This is a genomic window from Brevibacterium sp. BRM-1 (assembly GCF_026802075.1).
GTDB classification, from domain to species: Bacteria; Actinomycetota; Actinomycetes; order Actinomycetales; family Brevibacteriaceae; genus Brevibacterium; species Brevibacterium rongguiense.
The window spans coordinates 2,888,836-2,912,291 of sequence record NZ_CP113788.1 but is presented as its reverse complement, the minus strand read 5'-3'; the positions used below and the strand labels follow the sequence as shown (position 1 = coordinate 2,912,291).

Annotated in this window: 20 protein-coding genes; 9 read left to right on the top strand and 11 right to left on the bottom strand. The window is 73.4% G+C overall.

What is annotated here, in order from left to right:
- Positions 1-267: 267 nt before the first annotated feature.
- On the top strand, positions 268-624 hold the full coding sequence (locus BRM1_RS12820) for a nuclear transport factor 2 family protein (protein WP_160952505.1): 357 nt from the start codon (positions 268-270) through the stop codon (positions 622-624).
- Positions 625-762: 138 nt separating this feature from the next.
- Here the strand turns inward: BRM1_RS12820 and BRM1_RS12815 are convergent, their stop codons facing one another.
- Complete coding sequence (locus BRM1_RS12815) at positions 763-2,052, bottom strand: 3-hydroxyacyl-CoA dehydrogenase NAD-binding domain-containing protein (RefSeq protein ID WP_268526413.1); 1,290 nt, start codon at positions 2,050-2,052, stop codon at positions 763-765.
- Positions 2,053-2,196: 144 nt separating this feature from the next.
- Between BRM1_RS12815 and BRM1_RS12810 the strand changes: the two genes are divergently transcribed.
- Positions 2,197-3,048, top strand: coding sequence for a hypothetical protein (locus tag BRM1_RS12810; RefSeq protein WP_160952507.1), 852 nt, complete (start codon positions 2,197-2,199; stop codon positions 3,046-3,048).
- Positions 3,049-3,257: 209 nt separating this feature from the next.
- Here BRM1_RS12810 and BRM1_RS12805 read toward each other — a convergent pair whose 3' ends face one another.
- From BRM1_RS12805 to BRM1_RS12785, 5 genes are all read right to left on the bottom strand, one after another.
- Positions 3,258-4,760, bottom strand: a complete 1,503-nt coding sequence (locus BRM1_RS12805) for a peptide MFS transporter (RefSeq protein ID WP_268526409.1) — start codon at positions 4,758-4,760, stop codon at positions 3,258-3,260.
- A 307-nt stretch (positions 4,761-5,067) separates the two neighbouring features.
- Entirely contained in the window at positions 5,068-5,577 is a 510-nt protein-coding gene (locus tag BRM1_RS12800; protein ID WP_268526407.1) for a GyrI-like domain-containing protein, read from the bottom strand.
- Complete coding sequence (locus BRM1_RS12795; RefSeq protein WP_326957225.1) at positions 5,574-7,217, bottom strand: long-chain fatty acid--CoA ligase; 1,644 nt, start codon at positions 7,215-7,217, stop codon at positions 5,574-5,576. The genes BRM1_RS12800 and BRM1_RS12795 overlap by 4 nt, the downstream gene beginning before the upstream one ends.
- Before the next feature lie 117 nt (positions 7,218-7,334).
- Positions 7,335-8,213 (bottom strand): enoyl-CoA hydratase-related protein, encoded by an 879-nt coding sequence (locus BRM1_RS12790; protein ID WP_268526405.1) that lies wholly within the window; start codon positions 8,211-8,213, stop codon positions 7,335-7,337.
- A 3-nt stretch (positions 8,214-8,216) separates the two neighbouring features.
- The gene (locus BRM1_RS12785) at positions 8,217-9,236 is read right to left on the bottom strand and encodes an NADPH:quinone oxidoreductase family protein (protein ID WP_268526403.1); all 1,020 of its coding nucleotides are present in this window, start codon (positions 9,234-9,236) and stop codon (positions 8,217-8,219) included.
- Positions 9,237-9,588: 352 nt separating this feature from the next.
- On the opposite strand from BRM1_RS12785, the gene BRM1_RS12780 reads away from it, so the two are divergent.
- The 5 genes from BRM1_RS12780 to BRM1_RS12760 all read left to right on the top strand — a co-directional run bounded on the left by BRM1_RS12780 (position 9,589) and on the right by BRM1_RS12760 (position 15,271).
- Positions 9,589-10,347: a hotdog domain-containing protein gene (locus BRM1_RS12780; protein WP_268526402.1), complete on the top strand. Its 759-nt coding sequence runs from the start codon at positions 9,589-9,591 to the stop codon at positions 10,345-10,347.
- A 150-nt stretch (positions 10,348-10,497) separates the two neighbouring features.
- Positions 10,498-11,640 (top strand): thiolase family protein, encoded by a 1,143-nt coding sequence (locus tag BRM1_RS12775; RefSeq protein ID WP_268526401.1) that lies wholly within the window; start codon positions 10,498-10,500, stop codon positions 11,638-11,640.
- A 255-nt stretch (positions 11,641-11,895) separates the two neighbouring features.
- The gene (locus BRM1_RS12770; protein ID WP_268526399.1) at positions 11,896-12,501 is read left to right on the top strand and encodes a TRAP transporter small permease; all 606 of its coding nucleotides are present in this window, start codon (positions 11,896-11,898) and stop codon (positions 12,499-12,501) included.
- Positions 12,498-13,991, top strand: coding sequence for a TRAP transporter large permease (locus tag BRM1_RS12765; protein ID WP_268526397.1), 1,494 nt, complete (start codon positions 12,498-12,500; stop codon positions 13,989-13,991). Before BRM1_RS12770 ends, BRM1_RS12765 begins: the two co-directional genes overlap by 4 nt.
- Before the next feature lie 17 nt (positions 13,992-14,008).
- Positions 14,009-15,271 (top strand): C4-dicarboxylate ABC transporter substrate-binding protein, encoded by a 1,263-nt coding sequence (locus BRM1_RS12760; RefSeq protein WP_268526395.1) that lies wholly within the window; start codon positions 14,009-14,011, stop codon positions 15,269-15,271.
- An 18-nt stretch (positions 15,272-15,289) separates the two neighbouring features.
- Here BRM1_RS12760 and BRM1_RS12755 read toward each other — a convergent pair whose 3' ends face one another.
- On the bottom strand, positions 15,290-16,477 hold the full coding sequence (locus tag BRM1_RS12755; RefSeq protein ID WP_407925001.1) for a trans-sulfuration enzyme family protein: 1,188 nt from the start codon (positions 16,475-16,477) through the stop codon (positions 15,290-15,292).
- Between the two features lie 70 nt (positions 16,478-16,547).
- On the bottom strand, positions 16,548-17,507 hold the full coding sequence (locus BRM1_RS12750; RefSeq protein ID WP_268526392.1) for a LysR substrate-binding domain-containing protein: 960 nt from the start codon (positions 17,505-17,507) through the stop codon (positions 16,548-16,550).
- Positions 17,508-17,595: 88 nt separating this feature from the next.
- Between BRM1_RS12750 and BRM1_RS12745 the strand changes: the two genes are divergently transcribed.
- A complete protein-coding gene (locus BRM1_RS12745; RefSeq protein WP_268526389.1) occupies positions 17,596-18,738 on the top strand; it encodes a YeiH family protein in 1,143 nt (380 codons plus the stop codon).
- Positions 18,739-18,936: 198 nt separating this feature from the next.
- Positions 18,937-20,400 (top strand): SLC13 family permease, encoded by a 1,464-nt coding sequence (locus BRM1_RS12740; protein WP_268526388.1) that lies wholly within the window; start codon positions 18,937-18,939, stop codon positions 20,398-20,400.
- A gap of 82 nt (positions 20,401-20,482) precedes the next feature.
- On the opposite strand, the gene BRM1_RS12735 is transcribed toward BRM1_RS12740, so the two are convergent.
- The 3 genes from BRM1_RS12735 to BRM1_RS12725 are packed head-to-tail and all read right to left on the bottom strand — an operon-like array spanning position 20,483 to position 23,348.
- Positions 20,483-21,694 (bottom strand): MFS transporter, encoded by a 1,212-nt coding sequence (locus tag BRM1_RS12735; protein WP_268526386.1) that lies wholly within the window; start codon positions 21,692-21,694, stop codon positions 20,483-20,485.
- 5 nt (positions 21,695-21,699) lie between these two features.
- Positions 21,700-22,410 carry a GNAT family N-acetyltransferase gene (locus BRM1_RS12730; protein ID WP_268526384.1) on the bottom strand — a complete coding sequence of 237 codons (711 nt, stop codon included), beginning with the start codon at positions 22,408-22,410 and terminating at the stop codon, positions 21,700-21,702.
- Entirely contained in the window at positions 22,407-23,348 is a 942-nt protein-coding gene (locus BRM1_RS12725; protein WP_268526383.1) for an ornithine cyclodeaminase family protein, read from the bottom strand. Before BRM1_RS12725 ends, BRM1_RS12730 begins: the two co-directional genes overlap by 4 nt.
- Positions 23,349-23,456 lie beyond the last annotated feature (108 nt).

The following is a 23,456-nucleotide window of genomic DNA, read 5'->3' as shown; positions in this document are numbered from 1 at the left end:
TTGGAGTTCACTGGCGGCGCGCTCACCGGAGCCGAGGTGCGGGCGAGGGCGCCTCGGGAGCACCGTGGGCGCACTTCGGCCACGGTTCGGGCACACCTCGGGCGCGAGACTCGGGCGCACCCTGGGCGCGACTCGAACGCACCTTGGGCGCACCTCGGGCGCGGTGGGCGGGCCGGCCGCGGTACCGTGGCGCACAGGGCGGCACGGGCCGCCCGACGCACAGCCAGCCGGCGGGTTCACCCCCGCCCCAGCCGCCGAGGAGCCGCCATGAGCGCATCGACCGAGGAACTCGCCCGCCGCTACTACGCCACCGTCGATGCCGGCGATCCGGACGCCACCGCGGACCTCTTCGCCGCCGACGGCAGCTACGACCGGCCGGGCTACGACACGATGGTCGGCGAGGCCATCCGCTCGTTCTACAAGGGCGAGCGCGTCATCGACTCCGGGGCGCACACCATCGCGCAGGTGATCGTCGACGGCGATCGCGCCGCCGTGCACGGGACCTTCGACGGCGTGCTCAAGTCCGGCGCCGAGGCGCACGAGGGCTTCGCGGACTTCTTCCAGTTCGACGCGGACGGCCTCATCGCCAATCGCCGCAGCTTCTTCTACCGCGCGGCGGTGTAGAGCCCGGGCGCCGGGCCCGGCACCTCGGCTCGGCAGCGCCCCGGGCGGCCGCGCCTCGCGGATCCGCGCCCCGTGCTGCTAGTCCTCGGGTGACTGCGCCTTCCGGATGCTGCGCCCCGGGCGGCTGCGCCTCCCCCGCTACTCCTGCTCCTCGGGCGAGTGCGCCCCTCGGGACCGCTCCCCCGGCTGCTGTGCCTCCAAGCGCTCTGCCTCCGCGTGCTGCGCCTCGGCCGGTGACTCCGCCCGCGCCTGCGCGGCCCGGACGTCGAGCACCCCGGCCTGGATACGGTCGCGGCGGGCGGCGAGCTCCGGGCGCGGCGGCAGCCCGTAGGCGGCCACGGCCTGCTCGACCACCGGCTTCATGCCGGCCTCCGACATGTCCGGTGCGGCCTCCTCGATCGCCGCGAAGCTGGGCCCGATGTGCTCCATGAAGCCCGCCAGACCGGCCTCTCCCCCGCCTAGGTGCATGCCTTCGAGCGGGCCCACGGCGGCCCAGCGCACGCCCAGCGAATTCGTCACGGCGCGGTCGATGTCCTCGACGCCGGCCACCCCTTGCTGGACGAGGTAGGCGGCCTCGCGCAGCACCGCGTTCTGCAGCCGGTTGCCGATGAAGCCGTGCATCTCGCGCTCGAGCACCACGGGCTCGCGGCCCAGCGCGGCGTAGATCGCGCGCGCCCGCGCCACGGCCTCGGGCGCCGTGCGCTCCCCCGGCACGATCTCGACGAGCGGCATGAGGTGCGGCGGGTTGAACGGGTGGGCGATGAGGATGCGGGCCGCCGCCGCATCGTCGAGCCGCTTGGCCAGCTGGGTGGCCGGGATCGCCGAGGACGAGGAGGCGAGCAGCGCGTCGCGCGGAGCCGCCTCGGCGATGTCGGCGAACAGCTGGGCCTTGAGCTCCGGGCGCTCGGGCCCGCTCTCCTGGACGAGGCCGGCGCCGTCGAGCGCCTCGCCCACCGACTGGGCGAGCTCGATCGACCCGGTGCCCTCCCCCGCCTGCACGGCAAGCGATTCGCGCAGCGCTTCAACCGCCGCCTCAAGGTCCGGCCGCGGGTCGGCGATGCGCACGTCCAGGCCGCAGGAGGCGAACAGCCGCGCCCATGACAGTCCGATGAGCCCCGCGCCGATCACCGCGGCGCGGCCCGTCTCGAGGAGTGCGCGCACGTCCTCGTGCCCCTGGCCGGCCGGCGCGCTATCCGCCGCCGCACCGCCGGTGTGCACCCGGTCGCCCGAGATGCCGCCCGCCCCGCGCTCGTCGCCCACGGGGCAGGCATCCCCGCCCGGGCCCGCGGCCTGCCCCGCGGGGTCGCCCTCCTGGGGATCCGGCACGGGCGGATCGAGCGCCGGGTCGAAGGCGAACGAGCCTCCCCCGTCCGTGGGCGCACTCATGGCTTCCGGCCGGGGGTCCGGCCCGCGGGGGTCTTCGCTCATGCCCTCACACTAGCCCCGTGCCGCCGGCGCCGCGGCCGCGCTGGGCGCCCCGGTCTGTGCCGGCGGAGGCCCCCGCACACCCGCGGGCCGCACCGGCCCGTGTCTTCCTGTCCCGGTGTCCGCCCCCGGTGGCACAATGACGGCATGAGCGCCATCGATTCGCAGGTCCTTGCCGTTGCCGAAGACGAACTCGCCGCGGCCCAGGAGGCCGCCGGCATCGAGATGCGGCTCCTGCACTCCGCGCAGGAGGCCGCCGATGCCTCACTGCTCCTCGACGAGGTGTGGAACGTGGGCCAGGCCGGGACCACCGTGCTGGAATCCGGGCTGCTCGTGGCCCTCGCCCACTCCGGGAACTACGTCGCCGGGGCCTACACCGCGGATTCGGACGAGCTGATCGGTGTGACCGTCGGGTTCTTCGGGGCGCCGCTGGGCAAGGTCATGCACTCCCACATCGCCGGTGTGCGCCACGACCAGGTGGGCCGCGGGACCGGCGCGGCGATGAAGCTCCACCAGCGGCTCTGGTGCCTCAGCCACGGGATCCGCCAGATGACGTGGACCTTCGATCCGCTGATCGCGCGCAACGCCTACTTCAACTTCCACCGCCTGGGCACGAGCGCGCAGGAGTACTTCGAGGACTTCTACGGCCAGATGCGCGACGGCGTCAACGCGGGCCAGGCCTCCGACCGCATGCTCGTCTCCTGGCGCCTGGACCGCCCCGCCCGGCGCGAGGCGCTGCCGGCCGACGTCGCCGAGCGCTGCAGCCCGGCCCTCACCTGCGATGAGGCGGGCGAGCCGGTGCTGACCGAGGTGCCGCGCACGGCCGATTACGTCTCCGCGCGCGTTCCCGCGGACATCGAATCGCTGCGCGGGGACAACCCCGAACTCGCCACCCGCTGGCGCGAGGCGCTGCGCACCGCGCTCACTGGCCTGCTGGCCGACGGGTGGGAGATCGTCGGCTTCACGCGCACCGGCGAGTACATCCTCACGCACGCCTGAGGCTCCACGCGCACGCCGAGCGCGCGCCCGGCCGCACGCCGACCCCATGCGCTCGGTCCCGAGCCGGCCCGACGCGCCCGGCTACGGGGCCACACCGCCCTGCCCGCGCCAGCCATGCTGTCCGGCTAGCGCAGCAGCGTCACCCTGCCCGCGCCGGCCATGCTGCCCGGTTAGCGCAGCAGCGTCGCCCGGCCCGCGCCTCGGCGGCCCTACCGGATGCCGCGCATCATGGCCAGCAGCGGCTTGGCGATGAGCAGGATGACGACACCCACGGCGATCGAGGCGAGCCCCAGCGTCGTCCAGTACGGGACCTGGTTGGCCTCGTCGTAGTACTCGGCGAAGACGCCGGAGAGCGCGGTGCCCACGGCCGAGGCGAGGTAGAACAGCGCGATCATCTGCGCCTTGAAGACCTTGGGCGAGAGCTTCGTGGCCAGCGAGAGGCCCACGGGGCTGAGCATGAGCTCGCCCACGACGAACAGCATGAGCACGAACGACACGTAGAGCACCGGGGTGGCGTTGGGGCCCGCGCCGGAGAACGGCAGGAACAGCAGGTACGCCCCGCCGATCGACAAGAGGGCAAGGCCGAACTTCACCGGTGTGGAGGGCTGCCGCTCGCCCAGCTTCACCCACAGCAGGGAGGCGAACGGCGCCAGGACGATGACCCATGCGGCGGGGATGAGCGCGATCCACGCGACGGGCGCCTGCCAGCCGAGGATCGTGCGGTTCATCCGGGTGTCCGAGTACGCGGTGAGGACGGAGAACACCTGCTGGTAGAGGGCCCAGAACACGACGGAGGCCAGGAAGAAGGCGATGAAGGACCGGGTCCGGGACTTCTCGTCGGCGCTGACGCGGCGGTTGGAGAGGATGACCGTGAAGTAGACGACGGCGGCCAGCGCGGACACGCCCGCGGTCCACCAGGCCAGGTTGTCCGGGTTCATCGCGCCGGTCAGCCACAGCAGCGCGATCGCGCACACACCGGCGAGGACCGCGAGGACGACGAGCCACACCCGGTTGAGGGCGATGGGGTCGGGCACGAGCTGCGCGCTCTCCGGCAGGCGCTTGCGGCCGGTCAGGTAGATGCCCAGGCCCAGCGCCATGCCCACGGCCGCCGCGCCGAAGGCGATGTGGAAGCCGATCGTGTCCTGCAGCAGGCCGGTGACGAAGGGGCCCAGCAGGGCGCCCACGTTGACGCCCATGTAGAAGATGGAGAAGCCGGCATCGCGGCGGGGATCGTTGTCCGTGTAGAGGCTGCCGACGATCGCGCTGGCCGTGGCCTTGAGCCCGCCCGAGCCCAGCGCGATGAGCACGAGGCCCACCGCCACGCCGCCGAACCCGGTGAGCAGGGCGAGCGCGATGTGGCCGAACATGATGATGAACGCCGAATAGAGGAGCACGCGCTCGCTGCCGAGCACGCGGTCGGCGATCCACGAGCCCAGGATCGTGGCGAGGAAGACGGCGCCGCCGTAGGCGCCCACGATCGCGAGCGCCACCGGCCGGTCCATGGCCAGGCCGCCGTCGGCGATCGAGGAGTACAGGTAGATCGCGAGCACGCCGGTCATGCCGTAGTAGGAGAAGCGCTCCCACAGCTCCAGGCCGAACAGCTGCGACAGCGGCAGCGGGTGGCCGAAGAAGCGCCGGTCCTGCTGGACGACCGCGTCGTCGGTGGCCGGCAGGTGCTTGAGGTGGGGCTGCTTCGAGCGGGGCTCGGTCATGCGGGCGGTTCTCCGTTGCTCTCCAGGGCGCGGCACTGCCCCGCGCGGGTGTGCGCGGGGCAGGGGTTCGGCTGCGCACGCGCGCAGGGCCGAGGGCGGGCCGCGCTGACGCGCGCGCTCCGCCCTCGGCCGTGACATGGCCACCGCGTGGGCGGCCGCCGGTCAACGGTGAGCCACCCTACACCCGCGCGGCACCGGCACCGTTCAGGTCGGATGGGCCGGTGGTCCGGGGTGCGAGCACCGGCGCCGAGGCGCGGGGCACCGGGCGGGGGCTGCGAGGCGCGGGGTGCAGGTGGGCACGCAGCGCTCAGCGCACCAGCGTGACGAGCTCGGTGCGCAGCCCGCGGGGATCGCCACCGGGCTGCGGCTGGTCGAGGTAGACCTCCCAGCAGGGCTGGACGGCCTCGCGGCCGGCGGCCCGGAGCTCCGCGACCAGTGCCTGCCACGCGGCGGGCAGCCCGTCGTAGCCGCCCACGTGGACGGTGCTGGCGACGGTGCCGGCCGGCAGCTCGAAGCCGCGGATCTCCACCTCCTCGTCGAGCGCGAACGGCTCCACGAGCGCGGCGCCCAGCGGCACGCCGATCTGCACGTCCACGGTCTCGCCCACCCGCGTGTAGAGCCCGTACGGGGCACCGGCGGGCTCGATGCCGCGGCCCACGAGCGCGGCGAAGAGCTGGGAGAACACGCGGTCGTAGAGCTCCGGCAGGCGGTCGAAGGCCACGTCCGCGAAGGCCGCGGCGGCGGTGGGCACCGCGGCGCGCTTGGCGATCTCCACCGCCGGGCCGCCTCCCGCGCCCGCCGCCGCGGCGCGGCTCACTTCTCCCAGTCCTTGCGCAGCAGCTTCTTGTCGAGCTTGCCCACGGAGGTGCGCGGCAGCTCGTCGGTGAAGATCACCTGGTCGGGCAGCTGCCACTTGGCGAACCGGCCGAGCAGCCCCTCGTTGACCTGCTCCTGGGTGAGCTCCTCGCCCTTGCGCGTGACGACGTAGGCCACGGGGCGCTCCTGGAACTTCTCATCCGGCACGCCGATCACCGCGGCCTCGAGGACCTTGGGGTTGTCGAGGATCGCGTTCTCCATGTCGATGGACGAGATCCACTCGCCGCCGGACTTGATGACGTCCTTGAGTCGGTCGGTGAGCTTGAGGTAGCCGTTCTCGTAGAACATGCCGACGTCCCCGGAGCGCCACCAGCCGTCGAGGAACCGGTCGGCGGAGTCGTCGAGCTTGAAGTAGCTCTCCGTGATCCACGGCCCGCGCAGCAGCACCTCGCCCATGGACTTGCCGTCCCAGGGCAGCTCGTTGCCCTCCGGGTCGACGACCTTGACCTCGATGCCGGGCACGTAGAGGCCCTGCGAGCGCTTGAGGTCCCACTGCTCCGCCTCGCTCAGGCCCGCCATGTCCGGCTTGAGCTTCCAGTTCGTCGTGACGAGCGGCGTGGTCTCCGAGGCGCCGTAGGCGTGGATGACATCGGCGCCGGTGGCGTCGCGGAAGCCGCGCATGAGCGAGAGCGGGGGCTCGGTGGAGCCGGAGATGAGGCGCGTGCTGCTGAGGTCCGGTGCCTCATCCTGGGCGCGGAAGTGCTCGAGCATGGGGGCGAACAGCGAGGGCGCGCCGTTGGCGATCGTCACGTGCTCGGCGGCCAGGGCATCCGCGACCTGCCCGATGTCCTCCGCGCTGAAGCGGCCCGGCAGCACGAGCTTGGCGCCCGCGGCCAGGGCCATCTGGGGGAAGCCCCAGGACAGCACGTGGAACATGGGCGTGACCGGCATGACGACCTCGTCGTAGCTGGCCTTGAGCGCGGCCATGATCGACAGGGTGTGCAGGTAGATGGAGCGGTGCGAGTAGTAGATCCCCTTGGGCCGGCCGGTCGTGCCGGTCGTGTAGCCCGCGTAGGCCGCCGTCGTCTCCTCGATGAGGGGGTAGTCGTACTCGTCCGAGGCCTGCGCGAGGAGGTCCTCGTAGAAGTGGACGTTGGGCAGGCTCGTCTCGATCTCCGAGGCCGGCCGGTCGCTCATGACCACCCAGCCCTGCGCGTAGATCTTGGGCGCCAGCGCCTCCGCGACCGGCAGCAGCGACTCGTCGACGAAGATCCACTTGGCCTGCGAGTGGTCCGCGACGTATTCGACGTCGTCCGGGGCCAGGCGCAGGTTGAGCTGGAGGAACGTGGCGCCCACGGCGGGCACGCCGAAGTACAGCTCGAAGTGGCGCAGGTTGTTCCAGTCGAGCACGCCCACCATCGTGCCCGCGCCGATGCCCAGCTCGCCCAGGGCGTTGGCCAGGCGGCTGACCCGCTTGCCGTAGGCGCCGTAGTCCGTGCGCGCCCAGCCGCCGTCCGCGGTGCGGTAGACGATCTCCTGGTGCGGGAACAGGCGGGCCGCCCGCTTGAGGAAGGTCGTCGTGTTGAGGGGGTAGCTGTCGCCCTGTGTCGAGGCGATTCCCTTGAGCATGTGCTGCGGCATCGCCGCTCCTAGTCTTCCGTGCCGGGTCGCCCCGGCGGTGCTGGGCTGGTGGGTGGTGGCTGGAGTGCGCAATCCCCGACCGGCGGGCTCGGGTGCGCCCGCCGCCGAGGCGCGGGGCTACTTGTCCGTGAACACGGGCGCGCGCTTCTCCCGGAAGGCCGCCGAGCCCTCCGCGAAGTCCGGGCAGGCCAGCAGTCGCTGCTGGCCCTCCTCCTCGCGGTCGAGGGCGGCGTCGAGGCCGCCCAGGGTGGCGGCGTTGATCGCGAGCTCGGTGGTGCCCAGGGCCTTGGTCGGGCCGGCCGCGAAGCCCGCGGCCAGTTCGAGCGCGCGGGTGAGGTACGCCTCGGGCGCGGCGACCTCGCTGGCCAGGCCCCACTCCAGTGCGCGGTCGGCGTAGACCTTCTCCGCGGACAGCGCCATGCGCAGGGCGCGGTGGCGCCCGGCGCTGGCCGCGACGAGCGCCGTGGCGCCGCCATCGGGCATGAGGCCGATCTTGGCGAACGCGAGCATGAGATAGGACTTCTCGCTCATCACCACGTAGTCGCAGATGAGGGCAAACGAGCAGCCCACCCCGGCGGCGGGCCCGGAGACCGCGGCGATGGACGGGATCGGCAGGTCGCGGATCCGCCGGATCGCCTCGTTGATGACGTCGAGGCCGACGCCCTTCGCGCGCGCGGCACCGTCCGCTGCACCCCCGGGGGCCTCGGAGCCCTCGGAGGATGCGCTCGCGGAGGACGCGCCGCCGCTGAGGTCGGCGCCGGAGCAGAACGCCCGCTCGCTGCCGGTGAGCACGAGGACGCGGGCGCGCGCGGCGGCGGTCTCGAGCGCCTCGAGGAGGGCGAGGCCCACGTCCCGGGTGAGCGCGTTGAGCGTCTCCGGGCGGTTGAAGGCCACCGTCATGACGCCGGCGGCGTCGAGGACGACGCGCAGGCCGTCGTTCGTCGTGAGGTCCTGGGCACCGGTGCCGGCTGCGCCGGCGGTGTTCGCGCTCGTCATCGCTCAGGCCTCCGTTCCGAAAGCGGTGCCGGCGGCGTCGCCGTCGCCGGCAGCGGGGTCGCCGGGGACCAGGAGGACCTTGCCGCGCACGGCCCGGCCGTCGAGTTCGGCGAGGGCCGCGGGTGCGTCGTCGAAGCCGTAGACGGCGTGGATGTGCGGATCGAGCCGCCCGTCCTCCGCATACGGCAGCAGGACCTTCCACTGGCTCTGGATGAGCGTGGGGTCCAGGTGCATGGCGGCACCCCAGGCGACGCCGGCGACGGAGATGTTGCCCAGCAGCAGGCGGTTGACCTTGACCTCCGGGATGGATCCGGCGGTGAAGCCGAGCACCAGGAGGGTGCCGAACGGGGCGAGGGTGCGCAGCGAATCGGTGAAGCGATCGCCGCCCACGGGATCGGCCACGAGGTCCACACCGCGCGGGAAGGCCTCCTTGACCGCGTCCTTGAAACCCTCCGCCAGCACGACGTGCTGGGCGCCCACCTCGCGGACGACCGCGGCCTTCTCCTCCGTGGAGACGACGGCGATGACCTCGGCGCCCATGGCGAGCGCCACCTGGATGAGCGCGATGCCCAGGCCACCGGCGGCCCCGTGGACGAGGACGGTCTGGCCCGGCTGCAGGCCGCCGCGCACGCGCAGGGCGAAGTCCGCGGTGAGGATGTTCATGGGGATGCCGGCCGCCGTGCGGAACGACATGGAGTCCGGCAGCGCGAGCGTGGCCGTGTCATCGGCGATCGCGTATTCGGCCCAGGAGCCCTTGCCGCCGATGAACGCCACCCGGTCGCCTACGGCGAATGCGGAGCCGGGCCCGGCCTCCTCGACGGTGCCGGCGCCCTCGGAGCCCGCGGTGTACGGCAGCTCGTGCTTCGCCTGGTACATCCCGCGGGTCTGCAGGAGCTCGGGGAACGTCACGCCGGCGGCGGCGACCCGGATGAGCGTCTGGCCGGGGCCGGGCGCGGGCCGCTCGACCTCGGCGCTCGCGACTGCCTGCGGGCCGGTGAGCTCGCTGATCTGAACGGCTTTCATGTGTCTCCTTCGACGGGTCCGCCGGGCGGCGGGGCGCACTGCACGGCGCTCCCGCTGCGCTGCGACGGCCGTGGGACACACGGTCGCCCGGCACGCGCGGGTGCTTGGCGCTGAGCCTATAAGGGGTTCGAACGATTGTTCAAGAAGTGGGCGGCGGCGCGCCGATCACCGGACGATTCTGGGTTCGCTCCGCGGCGCCGGGAGCGGGCGGAACCGCGGGCGCGGTAGTCTTCAATCCGCACGAACGAACGTCCGGTTCGTGGTGCGGCCGGCTGCGCCCGCCGCACCCGCACCCCGCCTGCACAGCCGCACCGCCCCACAGCCCCACGGTCCCACGAACGGAGAACACCCCATGACGAGCGCACCCCAGGCCGGCCCCGGAGCGGCGAGCACCGCGAACACCCCGGATGCCGCGGACGCTCCGGGTGCCCCGGGCGACGGTGCGGCGACGAGCGCAGACGGCGCCCGCGGCCTCGCCGAGCGGGCCGCCGCACTGGGCCGCGAACTCGCCACCGCCCTCGTCTCCGCGGACGACGAGGCCCGCCTTGCCGCACAGCTGCGCGAACTGGCCGCCCGCCTCGGCGGCCTGGCCGGTCCTGCGCCCGCGGACGGCACGCCCCCGGCGGACACCCGCGCCCGGCCGGCCGCGCACCACGGGCAGGAGCCTGCCAGCAGGAGTGGGGCCGTCGGGCCCGACGAGGACGATTCGCCCGTGCGGCGCGGCGACATCACCCCCATCAGCTCGCCGCGCAACCCGCTAGCCCCGCCGCTCGTCATCGAGCGGGAGGCCGACGGCTCCGCGGTGGGGCGGGCCAGCCTGCCGCTGCAGTACCAGGGGCCCCCGGAACGGGTGCACGGCGGGATCGTGTGCCTCATGCTCGACCAGGTGCTCGGCTCCGCGGCACACCCGAAGGGCGCGGCACCGGCGTACACGCGGGTACTCGAGGTCGAATACCTGGCCGCCACCCCGCTCGACGCGCCGCTCACGGTGCGCGGCTGGATCGAGCGGACCGAGGGCCGCAAGCGCTTCCTGGCCGGCACCGTGGCCCACGGGGACACGATCACCGCCCGCGCCACGGGCCTGTGGGTCGCCCCGCGCGAGGCGGGCTGAGACCCCGAACGGCACCGCACGGCGAAGTGTAGGCTGTTGCCGAACATTCGTTCAGTGCCCGCGAGCCCCCGGCTCCGGCCGGACGCCCCACCGGCGCACCGCGGACCCGAGCCCCTCACGCCTACCCGAGAACCCGACAAAGGAGTCGTCATGTCCGACGCAGTCATCGTGGCAGCCCGCCGCACCCCCACCGGCAAGCGCGAGGGCGCCCTGGCCGGCGTCCACCCCGCCGATCTGTCGGCCACCGTCCTCAGCGACCTCGTCGCCACCGCAGGCGTGGACCCGGCCATCATCGACGACGTCGTGTGGGGCTGCGTGACCCAGGCCGGCGAGCAGACCGGTGACATCGCGCGCACCGCCGCCCTGGCCGCGGGCTTCCCCGAGTCGGTCACCGGCGTCACCGTCGACCGGCAGTGCGGCTCGTCCCAGCAGGCCGTGCACTTCGCGGCCGCGGGCCTCATCGCCGGGCAGTACGACGTCGTCGTGGCCGGCGGCGTCGAGTCGATGTCGCGCAACCCCATGGGCTCCTCGGCGCAGGGCAAGGACGCGTTCGGCCCCAAGTACATGGAGCGCTACGACGGCGTGCGGCCCAACCAGGGCGTGGGCGCGGAGATGATCGCCGAGCGCTGGGGCTTCAGCCGCCAGCAGCTCGACGAATTCAGCCTCCGCTCGCACGAACTCGCCGCCCGAGCCCAGGACGCGGGTGCGTTCGACGGGCAGATCGTGCCGGTCGAGACGGCGGACGGCACCGTGTCGAAGGACGAGGGCATCCGCCGCGGCGGCACCCTCGAGGGCCTCGGCAAGCTCAAGACCGTCTTCAAGGAGGACGGCGTGGTCACCGCGGGCAATGCCTCGCAGATCTCCGACGGCTCGGCCGCGCTGCTCATGATGACCTCCGAGAAGGCCGCGGAGCTGGGGCTCAAGCCGCTCGCGCGCATCCACACCGCCGTGCTCGCCGGCGCTGACCCCGTCATCATGCTCACCGCCCCCATCCCGGCCACCGCCAAGGCGCTCAAGAAGTCCGGGCTGAGCATTTCCGACATCGGCACCTTCGAGGTCAACGAGGCGTTCGCGCCCGTGCCGCTGGCCTGGCTGCAGGAGACCGGGGCGGAGACGGACCTGCTCAACCCGCACGGCGGTGCGATCGCGCTGGGCCACCCGCTGGGCGGCTCCGGTGCGCGGCTCATGACGACGATGGTGCACAACATGGTGGACAACGACATCCGCTACGGCCTGCAGACCATGTGCGAGGGCGGCGGCCAGGCCAACGCCACCATCCTCGAACTGCTCTGAGCCCGGGACCGGGCGGCGGCTCGTCGAGCGCCGCCCGGGCCACGGGAGCGCTCCACCGGCACTCCCGCGCCGTGAGGGAGGTGCGCTGCCGCGCCACCCGCTGCAGCCCGCCGGATTCCGGAGGTGTCGAAACGGCATCGATTGCCGACGGCAGCGCTCAACCTTCCCCGAACGACCGTTCGAGCCGGTAAAGTCTCCTTCGATTCGCACCGCTGCGCCACCGCTGCCTGCTCATCGAAGACGAAGGCGACTCCGATGTCCAAACTCACGACAGCCCTGACGGCCCTGCTGTCCTACGTCACGGCCTGCGCGCTCATCCTCATGCTGCTCCACGTGGTGGCCCACGCCATCTCCCGGCACTTCTTCAACGCCCCGATCTACGGCACGAACGAGATCGTGTCGTTCTGGTACCTGCCCATCATCGCGCTGCTCGGCATCCCCGCCGCCCAGCTCAAGGGTGAACACATCGCGGTCACCCTCGTGATCGACCGGCTGGGCGAGGCGTCCGCGCGCATCCTGCGCACATTCGGGGCAGCCCTGGGCTTCGCCCTGAGCGTGGGCTTCGCCTGGTTCGGCCTGGCCAAGGCGATCGAATACACCGCATCGAAGGCGACCGCGGGAGTCACCGACATCGTGACGTGGCCCGTGTACTACCTCGTGCCCCTCGTCTTCGCGGGCCTCGCGCTGCTCTACCTGCTCGCCATCGGCCAGCTCTGGCACCTCGTGCCCGGGCAGGCGCCCGCCGTCACCCCCGACGCCGAGCTCACCGAGCTGACCGACCTCGGCGCCCCGGCCGCGGGGGCGGGCCATGGCAGCACCGAGCATCCGCAGCGACCCGAGGGCGGGGGTGGGCGCGCATGAGCACCTCGGCGACCACCGCCTCGGCCGCCCCGGCGCAGGCTGCGCGCCCCCGCCCCAGGCGCTTCGCCTCGCCCCTGGGCGCGCTCATCGGGCTCGCGGTCGTCGCCGCGTGCACCATCGGCCTGTTCCTGAGCCCCACGCTTGCCGTGGCAGGCGTGTGGTGCATCGCGATGATGCTCTCGCTCATGTTCCTCGAGGTGCCGGTCGCCCTCTCGCTCGCGATCCCCAGCCTCATCGGCGTCTACGGGATCGCCGGGATCCCGGCGGCCAAGAACATCCTCGCCACCGCGCCGTTCCACGCGGTCTCACAGTGGTCCTACTCGGTGCTGCCGATGTTCATCTTCATGGGCATGCTCCTCTCCCACTCCGGCATGACGAGCAAGATCTACCAGGCGACATCGGCCTGGTTCGGGTGGCTGCCCGGCGGCATCGGAATCGGCACGACGTTCGCCGGCGCCGGGCTGGCCTCCGTCTCCGGCTCGACCATCGGCATGACGTATGCGCTGGGGCGCGCGGGCATCCCGGAGATGCTGCGGGCCGGCTACGACAAGCGCATGGCCGTGGGCACCGTGCTCGTGGCGGGCCTGCCCGGCAACCTCATCCCGCCGTCCATCCTGCTCGTCGTCTACGCCGGCATCGCCAACGTCGCAGTCGGCCCGCAGCTCATCGCCGGCGCCGTGCCCGGTGTCCTCATCGCACTGACGTTCGCGCTGTTCACACTGCTCATCGGCGCGTTCGCCCCCCGCCTCGTGGGCCGCGGCCGAGGCGAGGACCGGGAGCCCGTCACCTGGCGGCGCCGCTTCAGGGCGCTCGGGGAGGTATGGGGCTTCCCCGTCATCATGGTCGTGCTGTTCGGCGGCATGCTCTCGGGCCTCTTCACCCCCACCGAGGCGGGCGCCGCGGCGGCCCTCACCGCGCTCGTCCTGTGCCTGTTCTACGCGCGCGGGCGCCAGCCGCTTAGGCTCATCGCCCAGGCTGCCTTCTCCACGGTCACGGCCTCCGCGGCGATCTTCTTCATCATGATCGGCGCGCACATGCTCACCAAGCTGCTCGCCATGACGGGCCTGGCGCAGCACATGACCGACCTCATCCTGAGGATGGGCCTGAGCCGGGTGGCCTTCCTGCTTGTCGTCATCGTGCTCTACCTCATCCTCGGCATGTTCTTCGACACCCTGTCGATGATGCTCCTGACGATCCCCATCCTGCTGCCGACCCTCGAGGCGATGCAGGTCAGCCCCCTGTGGTTCGGCGTGTTCGTCGTCCTGCTCGGCGAACTCGGGATGATCACCCCGCCGGTGGGCATCCTGTCCTACATCGTCCACGCGATCGGCAAGGAGCCCCAGGTGAATCTGGGGCAGACGATCTCCCTGCGCGACGTCTTCACCTCGCTCGTGTGGTTCCTGCCCGTGGCCGTCCTGTTCCTGTTCATCATGATCGCCTTCCCGCAGATGGCGACCTGGCTGCCCGGCCTCATGGCCGGGGGCTCCTGAGACACGCCGGAGGCACCATGAAGAAGATCGCCGCGCTGCTCACGGCCTGCCTGGCCAGCATCGCCCTGACCGGCTGCGCCGGGAGCATCGCCAAGGCCAGCCGCAGCGGCCCCGGCGGGGAGGGCTTCGGCTTCGGCGCCGAGCAGGCCGACGTCAACTCAATCGTCGACCGGCTCGAGCCCACGACGATCACGTTCCAGCCCTCGGCCAGCTCGCCGAAGTCGATCATGGCCGACAACGGCCTGTCCTTCAAGGAATACGTCGAGAAGCGCTCGCACGGCCGGATCAAGGTCGACATCGTCTGGGGCCAGGCCATCGCCGGGTACTCGGAGGTCCACGACTCGCTGGCCGACGGCCGCGTCGACGTCTCCTACACCCTGCCCGGGTATCTGCCCACCGACTACCCCGCCGTCAACGCCCTCGGCACCGCGATGTCCGCGCTGCCAGCGGCACAGCCCGTGTCCGGGGAGCTGATCGCCAACGGCTCCGCCGCGGAGCTCGGCTGGAACAACGAGCAGGTGCTCGAGGAATACGCCGACCGCGGCCTCGTGACGCTCCACCCCTTCATCGCCTCCGGCGGCTACTACGGCATCTGCACGGATCCCCTCACGTCGCTGGCGGACTGGAAGGGCAAGCAGGTGCGCATCGCCACCGCCTCGCAGGGCCAGGTCGTCACGAAGATGGGCGCCTCCCCCGTCTCGCTGGCCTTCCCGGAGACCTACGAGGCCCTGCAGCGCGGCACGGTGGACTGCACCCTGGGCCAGATGCTGCCGAGCGCGGAGAGCCACATCTTCGACGTCGCGCCGAACATCGCCTACACGACGAAGACGAGCTTCTCCCGCACCCCCGGGGCCTACCTCGCGGGCCTGACGTACACGAAGATGCCGCTGGCCTACCAGCAGATCGTCTTCGATGCGATGGGCGAATCCGCGGGCCGCAACATCGCGACCGTCATGAAGGGCACCGCCGACTCGGTGCGCCAGTCGCGGGCCGCAAAGGGCACGATCGAGGCGATGGACGACGAGGCGCAGACCGCGATCGGCGAATCCTTCAAGGGGCTCGTGCAGCGCGATATCGAGCGCGGCACCGCAGCCGGCGACATCCGCAGCACCGTCGACGAGGTGCAGGCAGCCTGGACCGCCCGCGTGAAGGAGATGGACGTGCCCGACGGCGACCTCGCCACGATGGACAAGTGGTACGACGCCGAGCAGGCGAACTTCCAGGGCTACGCGGACGCCATCACCTCGCTGCCGGGCTGGCGCTCGCACCGGCCCAGCTGAGCGCCCGCCAGCCCGCGCTCAGTCCGCGAGCGCCGCGCGCAGGGCCGCCGAGAGGTCGGCCCAGAGGTCCTCGACGCTCTCGATCCCGATGCTCAGGCGCAGCAGGCCCTCCGGGACGCTGGCCTGCTCGTCGGCGTTGCGGCGGCGGCGCTCGATGAGGCTCTCGACGCTGCCCAGCGAGGTCGCCGGGGTGAACAGCTCGACCGCGTCGACCACGGCATCGGCGGTGGCGGCGTCCGGCAGCTCGAGCGCGATGATGGCGCCGTAGCCGGTCATCTGCGCGCCGGCGCGCGCGTTGCCCGGATCGTCGGGCAGCCCCGGGTAGCGCACCGCGATGCCCGCGACGTCCGTCAGGCGCGTGGCGAGCTCCATGGCGTTGTCCCCGGCGCGCTCGACGCGCAGGGCGAGCGTGCGCAGGCCGCGCAGGGCCAGCCACACCTCGAACGGCCCGGCGATGCCGCCGGCCTGCGCCCGGTGGGCGAGCATGAGCTCGCGCAGCGCCGGATCGGAGGTCACCGCGATGCCCAGGATCACGTCGGAGTGGCCGGAGATGTACTTCGTGGCCGAATGGACGACGACGTCGGCGCCGAATTCCAGCGGCCGCTGCAGCAGCGGGGTGGCGAACGTGTTGTCCGCGACGACGAGCGCGCCGGCCTCCTGCGCCGCGGCGATGATCGCGGGCAGGTCCGCGACCTCGAGCATGGGGTTCGTGGGCGTCTCGACCCAGAGCATGAGGCGCGCCCGGCCGGTCTCGTCCCGGCCGGAGCCGTCCGCGGCGGCGGCCGTGAGGGCCGCGCGCACGGCGTCCGTGTCCGCGATGTCGACGGTGACGAGGCGCAGGCGGCCCAGCTGCTGCGCGGTGAGCGCACCGGACAGCGTGCCCATGTAGCTGTGCCGGGGGGCCACGAGCGTGCCGCCGGGGGCGAGGAGCTCCTGGGCCGCCGTGATCGCGGCCATCCCGGAGCCGAAGACCAGCCCGGGCAGCTGGGCGCCCTCGAGCCGGGCGAGGGCGCCCTCGAACGCCTCCCACGTGCTGTTGTGCGAGCGCCCGTACGTGCGGTCGTCCGGGCCCGGAACGCCGGTGGCCACGAACGTGGCGGAGAGCTCGATGTCGGGGCTGACGGCCGCGTTCGGCTCGCGCGGGGGCCGTCCCGCGTCCACGACGATGGTCTCCGGGGCCAGGCTGCGCTCACTCATGGCCCCCATCGTAGGCCCGCGCCCGCCGGTTTCCGGGCCGCTTCCACCGGCCAAGACTCCCCACGCAGGCGGGCCGCGCTCATTCCTCCGGCGCCGAGGCGAGGGCGAGGAACTCCTGCGCCGCGCCTCGGGGGCGGCGATCGGCGGGCCAGAGGGCGCGCAGCGGGCGGGAGAGGTCGAGGTCCGCGGCGAGCGGCAGCGAGGCGAGCCGGCCGGCCCGCAGCTCCTCGGCGACGGTGAGGGCGGACAGCGCGGCCGGGGCGAGACCCGCGGCGGCGGAGACCTTGAGGGCCGCGGTCGAGGTCAGCGCCGCCGCGATCGTGGGCCCGCCGTGGGCCGCGAGGGCTGCATCGACGACATCGCGGGTGCCGGAGCCCGCCTCGCGCACGAGCAGCGGCTGGGCCGCCAGGGCGGCGGCCCCGAGCGGCGGGCCGGCCAGGGCGGGGTGGTCGGGGCGGGCGACGACGACGAGCGAGTCGCCGCCGAGGACCCGCCCGCGCACGCCGCCTGGCACCCGGGGCGATTCGATGAAACCCAGGTCCGCGGCGTGCGAGCGGACATCGGCGGCCACCGCCTGCGAATTGGCGACGCGCAGGGCCACGTGCGCCTCCGGGCGCGCGGCGCGGAAGCGGGCGAGCCAGCCCGGCAGCAGGTATTCGGCGATCGTCTGCGAGGCGCTGATGCGCAGGTGCACCGTCTCCTCGCCGCGCAGGGCGGCCAGGCCCGCGAGCAGGCTGTCGTAGTCGCCCATCACCTGCCCCGCCCAGGCGGCCACGGCCGCACCGCGCTCGGTCAGGCGCGAACCGCGCGGGGAGCGCTCGAGGAGGTAGACGCCGTGCACGCGCTCGAAGGCGCGCAGCAGCCGCGAGGCGTTGGGCTGGGCCATCCCCACCTCGCGCGCGGCCAGCCCGATCGAGGCGTGGCCGCGCTCCTCCTGCAGCCGCGCGAGGCGGTCGAGCAGCGCGAGCACCCGGGGATCCGGATAGGCCGCGGGCACCCCCGCCGGGCCGGGGGCTGCCTGGGAGCGGGATTCGGCCATGCGCCCATCGTGCCATATCAATCCCGCATGACCCGGTGCGGCGGACGCGCCTACCGGCCGCGGCGTCCCGGCGGCATAGTGGGACACCATGAGCCCCCAACCCCCAGCCCCGCAGCCCGCGCAGACTCCCGCCCCGCACCCGACGGGCCCGCACGACGCCCGCCCGGCCGGAGCCTCGGCAGCCGCGGATGCGCCCGCGCCCTGGCCGCACCGCCTCGCCGCCCTGCTGCCCGGCCTCGCCCTGTGCGCGGCGGCCGCGGCGCTCGCGGTGGTGCTCTCCGGCGCCATCCCGTTCGCGGGCTCGGTGCTCATCGCAATCGTGCTGGGCGCGCTCCTGCGCAACCTCGTCGCGGACATCCCGGCCGTCTTCGCCCCCGGCATCGCGGTCACAGCAAAGACGGTCCTGCGCCTGGGCATCGTCCTGCTGGGCACCAAGCTCGTGCTCGGCGACATCCTCGACCTGGGCTGGGGCGCCATCGTGCTCGTCGTCGTGGTGGTGGGCGTCGGCCTGTCCGGCGCCGCGCTCATGGGCCGCTGGCTGGGGGTGGGCCCCGAGCTCAGCCTGCTCATCGGTTGCGGCTTCTCCATCTGCGGGGCCGCCGCGGTCGCCGGTGCCCAGGCCACGCTGCGGGCCAAGAAGGAGGACACCGCCGCGGCGGTCGCCCTCGTCGTGCTCTTCGGCACGCTCATGATCGCGGTGGTCCCCGGTGTCGCCGCCCTGACCGGCCTCTCGCCCCGCGCGGCGGGCCTGTGGGGTGGGGCCTCCACGCACGAGGTCGCGCAGGTGGTGGCCGTCGGCGGGATCCTGGGTCCCGAGGCCCTCGAGCCTGCCGTCCTCGTCAAGCTCGCCCGCGTGCTCATGCTCGCCCCGGTCATGGCGGTCCTGGGCGGACTGGCGCCGCGCATCATCCGCGCCCAGCGGGCCGCCGACGCCCACGGCCGGACCACCGCGCCCGAGGCGCCCGGCAAGCGCCCGCCGATCGTGCCCCTGTGGGTGCTGGGCTTCGCGCTCGCGGCCCTCGTGCGCACGCTGGGCTGGCTGCCCGCCCCCGTCGTGGGCGCGGCCGACACCGCCCAGACCTGGCTGCTGACGGCCGCGATGTTCGCACTCGGCTGCGGCGTCCACGTCCGCTCGCTGCTGCGCCTGGGGCTGCGGCCGCTGCTGCTGGCCGCGCTCACCACGCTGCTCGTGGCGGTCGTCGCCTTCGCCGGCGTCGCACTCCTGGGCTGAGCCTCTGCCGCGGCGCCGGGCGGGGCGCCCGCGAGCAGGGCTCCCCTCGTGCGCCCACCGGCCGAGGCCCCGCAGCACGGTGCCGAGCGGTGCCGGGCGGTGCTGGGCGGCCCGCCCCGCGCGCCTGCGGGGCCGGGGCCGATTGCCTGCGAGAATGGTGGCTCTCCCGCCGCTCGCCCCCACCCCCGGAGCCGCCTCATGGTCACCGCCCAGCTCGCCGCCCTCGCCATCTTCGTCGCGCTCTTCGCGCTCGGCGCGATCCGCGGGGTCCACATCGGCATCCTCATGATCGCCGGGGCCGCCGGCACGGGCCTGCTGCTCGCCCACATGAAGCTCGCGGACATCATCGCGGGCTTCCCGCTCGACATCATGGTGCTCCTCGTGGGCGTCACGTACTTCTTCGCGATCGCGCAGACCAACGGCACGATCGACAAGCTCATCGACCGCGCCCTCACGAAGGTCGGTTCGAACGCCTTCGCCCTGCCCATCGTGTTCTTCCTGCTCACCCTGGGCATCGCCGCAATGGGGGCGCCGCTGGCCGGCCTCGTCATGATGCCCGTGGGCATGCAGGTGGCCCGGCGCTACAACATCGACTTCGCGCTCATGGGCCTGGCGATGTGCTTTGCGATCGGCGCCGGCGGCTTCGCACCGACGAGCCTCTACGGCATCGTCACCTACGGCACCGCGCACAAGGCCGGGATCGCGCTCAACCCGCTGCTCCTCTTCGCGATCGCCCTGGCCACCTACCTCGTGCTCCTCGCCGCGGCGTACGTCATGTTCGGCCGCCGTGGCAAGCGCGCGGCGGGCCTGCGCCTCCACTCCCCCGACCTCGCCCACGCGGGCCCGGCCGGCAATCACCCCTTCGAACGCGAGAGCGCGCTGAGCAGGGGCGGCGCGACCACGGCGAGCGCGCAGTTCGGCGAGGGCGACGACGAGGCCGCCTACGGCATTTCGGCCGATGACCCGGACGCCGCCGCTGGGAGCACGGCCCAGCCCGCTGCCGAGGGCCAACCCGGCTCGGCCGCGCCCGCCGAGGCCCGCTTCACGGGCGTGCAGATCCTCACGATCGTCTTCATCGTGGGCCTCATCGCCGCCGTCGTCGCGCTCGCGGCCCTGGGCAGGAAGCCGGACGTGGGCATCCTGTGCTTCGCGTTCGGCGCCGCGCTCACGCTCATCGACCCGACGACGGGCAGGAACGCGATCTCGAAGATCGACTGGTCGACCGTGCTCCTCGTAGGCGGCATCATCACGTTCGTGGGCGTCCTCCAGGAGATGGGCGCCGTGGACCTGCTGGGCGAGGGCGCCAAGGCGATCGGCTCCCCGCTCGTGGCCGCATTCGTGCTGTGCGCGGTGGGCGGCCTCGTCTCCGCGTTCGCCTCCACCACCGGCATCCTCGCGGCCCTCGTGCCCCTGGCGCTGCCCATGATCGCCGATGGCCACCTGCCCGGCTGGGCGCTCATCGCGGCCCTGGGCGTCTGCTCGGCCGTCGTGGACGTCAGCCCGTTCTCCACGCTGGGGGCGACCGTCGTGGCCACCGCCCCGGATCCCGCGAAGCCGCGGCTCATCCGGATCCTCACGACCTTCGGCATGTCCATGGTGATCGTCGGCCCGATCCTGCTGGTGGGCGGGCTCGTCCTGCCCGCGATGCTCGCCGGCGGCTGAGCCGAGGGGAGTCGGCGGGGCCCGGTGCGCGCCCGGTGGGCGCCCACCGGGATTCTGCGTGGCTCGGCGCGCCCAGCGCGGTTCAGCGAGTCTCTGCGCGCGCCCGCCGGGCCGCCGGCAGGGCGAAGAGCGCGGTGAGCGCCATGGCGATGAGCACGGCCGTGGCCATGATGTTGATGCCCAGGAATCCGCCCAGGCCCAGCACGGTCCCGGCGAAGGCCGCCATGAGCGCCCCGCCCAGGTTCATCGCCGCATCGGAGAACCCCTGGAGCGAGACCCGCGCCGCCGGCAGCGCCTCGCGGGTCAGCAGCGCCGAGCCGCCGATGAGGAACATCGACCACCCCAGGCCCAGCAGCAGGAGCGCGGTGCTCAGCAGGCCCATCGACGAGGCGGGCCGCAGCGCATCGACGACGCCCAGGACGATCGTGAGCGCGAAGACGCCGGCCCCGGCGCCGATCACGCTGAGCGGGCCGAAGCGGTCGGCCATCCAGCCGAAGACGGGCGAGAGGCCGTACATCCCGGCGATGTGGACGCTGACCACGATGCCCACGGCGGCCAGTTCGAAGCCCTGGTGCTCCATGTGCACCGGCGTCATCACCATGACGTTCGTCATCATCATCTGCCCGGCCACGATCGTCACGATGGCCAGGAGCACCAGCGGCCGGCCGCGCACGGAGCGCAGGGCGGCCACGAGGCCCACCCGCTCCTCGGCGGAGGCACCGCCGTGCCCGCCGTCACCGGGCAGGCTGGCCGCGATGAGGGAGGCGAGCGCGAACGCGACGAGCGAGATGAGGTAGGGCCCTGCGAGCGGGGCAAGGCCCAGGGCCGAGCCGAGCGCGGCGCCGGGCGCCGTGAAGTTGGGCCCCAGCACGGAGCCCACCGTCGTGGCCCACACGACGAACGACATGGCCCGCGCGGCCGCGCCCGGCGGGGCGGAGTCGACGGCGGCGTAGCGGGCCTGCAGCCCCGAGGCCGTGGACGAGCCGCACATCATCATGCCGAGCATGAAGACGGGCATGGACGACAGCGCGGCGCCCAGCAGCACGACGAGCGTTCCGGCGGCCCCGATCCCGAAGCCCAGTCCCAGCGCGAACCGGCGTCCCCGCCGGCCGGCCAGTGCGGCCAGGGGGTAGGCGATGAGCCCGGCGCCCAGGATGACGCTCATCTGCGCGAAGCCGGCCATCGCGGTGTGGCCCGTGATCTTCTCCGCGAGCATCCCGCCCACGGCGTAGCCCGAGGCGGTGCCGGCCCCCGCGAAGAGCTGGACGGCGATGAGGGTGAGCAGGGCGCGCACGGCGCTCAGCCCCTGTCGGAGGCGGGCGGGGCCTCGTCGCCGGCCGCCAGCGGCTTGCTCAGCTCGACGAAGTGCAGGTCCTCGACCTTGGGCTGGCCGAAGCGCTCGTCGCCATAGGGGAAGGGGGAGGTGGCCCCCGTTCGCACCCAGCCGCGGCGCTCGTAGTAGGCGATGAGGTCCGCGCGCCGGTCGATGACGGTCATCCGCATGCCGCTCACGCCCCAGCGCCGCTGCGCCTCCGCCTCCGCGGCGGCCATGAGCGCGCTGCCCAGTCCCCCGCCCTGGCGTCCGGGCGCGATTGCGAAGGTGCCGAAGTAGGCGACCTCGCCCTCCCGGCGGATCTGCACGCACCCGAGCAGGGCAGACCCGGGCACCGCGAGATCGGGGGCGGCGGCTGCGGCCTCCTCGGCCAGGAGGATCGCGCTGTCGGGCTCGGCGAGCATCTCGAGGGCCATCGCGTGGTCGAGGCGCTGGCCGCCCAGCAGGTCGGCCTCCGTCGTCCAGCCCGCGCGCGAGCAGTCCCCGCGATAGGCCGATTCGACAAGCGCCACGAAGGCGGGCATATCGGCCCGGCCCGCCTGCCGCAGGGAGAACAGCGCGCTCTCCGCACACTGCGCATCCTCCGCGTTCGACGCATCCCCCGCGCTCGGCGCGCTCTCCGCGTCCGGGGCGGCCTGCCCGCTCGGGGCGGCCTGCTGTCCCCGCTGGGCGCTCATGCGCGGCTCCGCTCGTAGATGGCGGCCGCGATGGCCGCGTCCTCCCAGGACATCCCGGTCGTCTTGAACACGACGGGGCGCCCCTCGAGGACGAGGTCGCCGTGGGACTCCACCACCTGCTTGAACGTCAGCGCCTCGGCCAAGCGGCAGTGCCCCTCCCCCTCCGCCAGGACGACGTCGCCCGCCTCCGCCTGGGCCGAGTGGTGGGACTCGACGAGCACGGTGGCGCGGGCCAGCAGCTCGCCGGGCACCTCGCGCTCGGCCGGCGAGTGCGAACCCATCGCGACGACGATGGCGTCGTCGGACACCTCGGCGGCGGCGAACAGCGGCTCCGGTGCGGAGGTCGCGGTGACGATGAGCCCGGCGGCGGCCAGTGCGGCGGCGCGCTCCTCGTCTGCCACCTCGTCGGCCTCGATGCCGAGCTCGCGCAGCTCCCCGACGACCGCGGAGCCGCGGCCGACGGCGCGGACGATGACGGCCACGTGCTCGACGGGCACGACGGCGAGCGCGGCGAGCACGTGCGGCACGGCCTGGACGCCGTTGCCGAAGACGGCCATCCGCACGCCGGCGCCGAACCGGCGGCGCAGCACATCGGCCACTCCGGCCAGCGACACGGCGGGGGTGCGCAGGTTCGTCAGCGCGATGCCGTCGATGATGGCCCGCGGCTCGTGCGTGCTGCCGTCCAGCAGCAGGCAGATGCCCTGGATGCGGGGCACGCCGTTGGCGCCGTTGTCCGGGGTGACGGTGAGGATCTTCGCGGCCGCGTACTCGCCCACCTGAGCGGGCATGAAGAGGAACTCGCCGTTGGCCAGCGGTGCGCTCAGCCGGGGCGAGTCCTCGGCCGGGTCGAAGCCGGCGGCAACGGTGTCGCGCAGCACCGCGATGGCCTGCCGGAAGTCCACGGCGCGGCTCACCGCCTTCGCGTCGATGAATTCCACGTCTCCTCCTGGTGCGGTCGTCTGGTGCAGTCGTCGGGCAGGATCTGGGGCACGGTCTGGGCCGCGGCCTCGGGCAGGCGCACCGCGCCCGCGCTTGAGCGCCACCCT